Source organism: Micromonospora sp. NPDC000207 (assembly GCF_040300925.1).
In the GTDB taxonomy this organism is placed as follows: Bacteria; Actinomycetota; Actinomycetes; order Mycobacteriales; family Micromonosporaceae; genus Micromonospora.
In genome coordinates, this window is the sequence record NZ_JBEPEQ010000214.1 from 1 (window position 1) to 2,926 (window position 2,926).

Consider the following 2,926-nt stretch of genomic DNA (forward strand, 5'->3'; position numbering starts at 1 on the left):
GCCGCCCCCGCACCCCGCGGTGGGGGCGGCGGCCGCCCGTAGATCTTGGAACCAAACGGCCCCTTGGTGGGCCGTCCCGTTCCAAGATCTTCGGAGCGACAGGCAGGTGCCGGCAGGCGGTGGTCTTCGCTCGGGTTCAGCCGTCGATGCCGACGGCCTTCGAGCTGGCCTCCCAGAGTCGGGCGGCCAGCGCCGGGTCGGTCGCCGTGTTGTGGGCCCGGTGCGGTCGCTGGTCGCGGTGGTAACCACCGTTCGTCAGCTTGGTCGCCTCCTGGGTGGCCAGCCAGACCAGGGTCTCCGCGCCCTTCTCCGGGGTGCGCAGCAGCGGCATGAACCGGGTCCAGAGGTCGTGTCCGGGAATGTCCGAGCCGAACCGGGTCCGTACCACCCCCGGGTGGTACGAGTACGCGGTGAGGTGGGTCCAGCGGCGGGCCGCCTCGGCGGCGAAGAGGATGTTCGCCCGCTTGCTGGTGGCGTAGGCGTCCATCGGTCGGTACCGGTGCAGCCCGGCGTTGAGGTCGTCGGGGTCGAGGTCTCCCCGGTGCATTCTCGACGCCGTGACCACCAACCGTCCGACCCGGTCGGACAACAGGTTGCTGAGCAGGAACGGGGCCAGATGGTTGGCCTGGATGGTCAACTCGAACCCGTCGACAGTGCGGACCGGCTGCTGGGACATCATCCCGGCGTTGTTCGCCAGCACGTCGATCCGGTCGTACGCGGCGCGGAGCCGCTCGGCCAGCCCGCGTACGTCGTCGAGGACGGTGAAGTCGGCGCGGAACAGTTCCGGGCGTTCACCGGTGGTGTCGTGGACCTTCTCCCCGGCGGCCTGGAGCCGGGCCGGATCGCGTCCGACCAACGCCACCCGGTCGCCTCGACGTGCCAGGGCGACAGCGGCGGCCAGTCCGATGCCGGAACTGGCCCCGGTCACCACGGTGAGACGGCGTCCGGCGGAATCATCTGAAGGATCGTTCACCCCATTCATGGCCGGGATCGTACTGATGGTTCGTGGCGTCCGTTTCCTCGGGTCAGGGACACCTCACCAGGGGCGGACCGGACCGAGGTTCTCAGGCACGCACTCCCGGACCGTCGATCGTCTGGTGGACGTCGATGACGATCACGGTGACGTTGTCGTGGCCCCCGTGACCGAGGGCCAGGTCGATGAGCCGGTCGGCGACGGCCCCGGGACCGTCGAGCGAGTTCGTCGCGGCCTCGGTCAGTTCCTCGGGAACGTAGGAACTCAGTCCGTCCGAGCAGAGCAGGATCCGGTCGCCTGGCCGGAGCCGGAGCCGGGTCAGGTCGGCGGACCGGCCGTCGGCACGTCCGTCGAGGAATCGGGCCAACCGGTCGGGGAGGTTCGGCACCCTGTCGGCGCCTGCCAGCAGATGTCGGTACGTGTGGTCCTCGGTCAACCGCACGAGGCTGCTGCCGGGCACCGAACGGTCTCGCATGAGGTAGGCGCGGGAGTCCCCGACGTTTCCCAGCACTGCGGTGGTGCCGGACCAGAGCAGTGCGACGACGGTGGTACCCATCGTGCTCAGTGCGGGTTCCGAGCGGACCTTTCGGCGCAGGGCAGCCGCAGCGTCGTGGATCGCTCTGCCGAGCACGTCGGTCAGTTCGTCAGTCGTGACGGGTCGGTCGTGCCGGGCCATCGCCTCGATGACCGTTGCGCTGGCGATGTCACCGGCGACGTGACCCCCGAGTCCGTCGGCGACGGCGAACAGCCATCGTCCGGGCAGAAGGCCGTCCTCGTTGCGCCGTCGGACGTGACCGACGTGAGTACGGCCGACGGCGTCCAGACGCAATGTGGTCGCCATGGTCAGACTGCTGTTCCGGGGTCCTCAGGCCAGGGCTCCTGAGCCTTCTCGTCGCGGTGTAGCACGTGGACGGTTTCGACTCGGTCGCTGGCGACGACGTACTCGGTGACCTCGACGGGACGGTCGTCTGTGCCGGAGGTGCCGACCCGCACGATCTCCAGTACGGGCAGGCTGGTGGGAATCTCCAGGAGAGCGGCCTCCTCCTTGTCGGGCATCCGGGCTCGGTGGATCTCCAGCCAACTGATCGGCCAGTGCCCTGCCTTCTCGATGCGGCAGAGCCACTCACCGGCTGCGGGGTCAGCGTCGAGGTCAGCGACGACTTCCGCGACGCGCGGGTGGATCCACGAGACGTTGATCTGGAAGGGTGCCTCGGAGGCCGGGCCGGTGATCCGGAACCGGCGTAGCACCTCGGTGCCGGGTTCCACGCCGAGAAGCCTGGCGATGCGGGGGTTCTCCAGCCGGGCCGGTGTGTTGCTGGCCGTCCCATGGCGAACCCACATCTCGTGGCTGCTGGCCGAGGGAAACGAGTATCCCGTCGCCTGCTCGTTGCGCTTGACCAGGTCGCCACGAGGGCGGCGAGGACGCATCGTTCCGTACCGTACAGCGATGCCGCGGCCCTGAACGGCCCAGACGTAGCCCTCGGTTTCGAGCACGGCAACTGCCCTACCGATGGTGTCGCGGTTAGCGCCGTACTCTGCGGCGAAGTCGTCCAACCGGGGCAGCCGTGCGCCCGGCTCCCACTCCCCGGTTTCTATTCGCCGCCGGATCTCGGAGGCGATGTCCAGGTAGCGCGAGTGCACAGGCACGTCGACACCCTTCTTCCTGATTGTCTGGGGACAATCCTTGACGGGCGGTCTTCCTTGTCCTCAGACTAGTCGTACCCGATTATCCCAAGACAATGTGATCTGGTGGCTGTCGATCTTCCTCCGATCGAGGTGGGTCGACCCATTGACTTTGCGAGAGGACCAGGAGGTGGGGATGCAGAGGAAGGCGGAGGACCCTCAGCCGACTCGGGCTGAGCGGATCCAGGCGGCCGAGTTCGAGGCGGCCAAGCAGCGGATCCTCGACATGGCCGAGGCGGAGCGGATACCGGTGGCGGAGACGACCCGGGT

General features: G+C 68.4%; 3 protein-coding genes. All 3 read right to left on the reverse strand.

What is annotated here, in order from left to right; translation table 11 throughout:
• Positions 1–136: 136 nt before the first annotated feature.
• The gene (locus ABT336_RS27070) at positions 137–982 is read right to left on the reverse strand and encodes an SDR family NAD(P)-dependent oxidoreductase (protein WP_350900385.1); all 846 of its coding nucleotides are present in this window, start codon (positions 980–982) and stop codon (positions 137–139) included.
• Positions 983–1,064: 82 nt separating this feature from the next.
• On the reverse strand, positions 1,065–1,814 hold the full coding sequence (locus tag ABT336_RS27075; RefSeq protein WP_350900387.1) for a PP2C family protein-serine/threonine phosphatase: 750 nt from the start codon (positions 1,812–1,814) through the stop codon (positions 1,065–1,067).
• A 2-nt stretch (positions 1,815–1,816) separates the two neighbouring features.
• Positions 1,817–2,620 (reverse strand): GntR family transcriptional regulator, encoded by an 804-nt coding sequence (locus ABT336_RS27080; RefSeq protein WP_350900389.1) that lies wholly within the window; start codon positions 2,618–2,620, stop codon positions 1,817–1,819.
• Between the last annotated feature and the right edge of the window lie 306 nt (positions 2,621–2,926).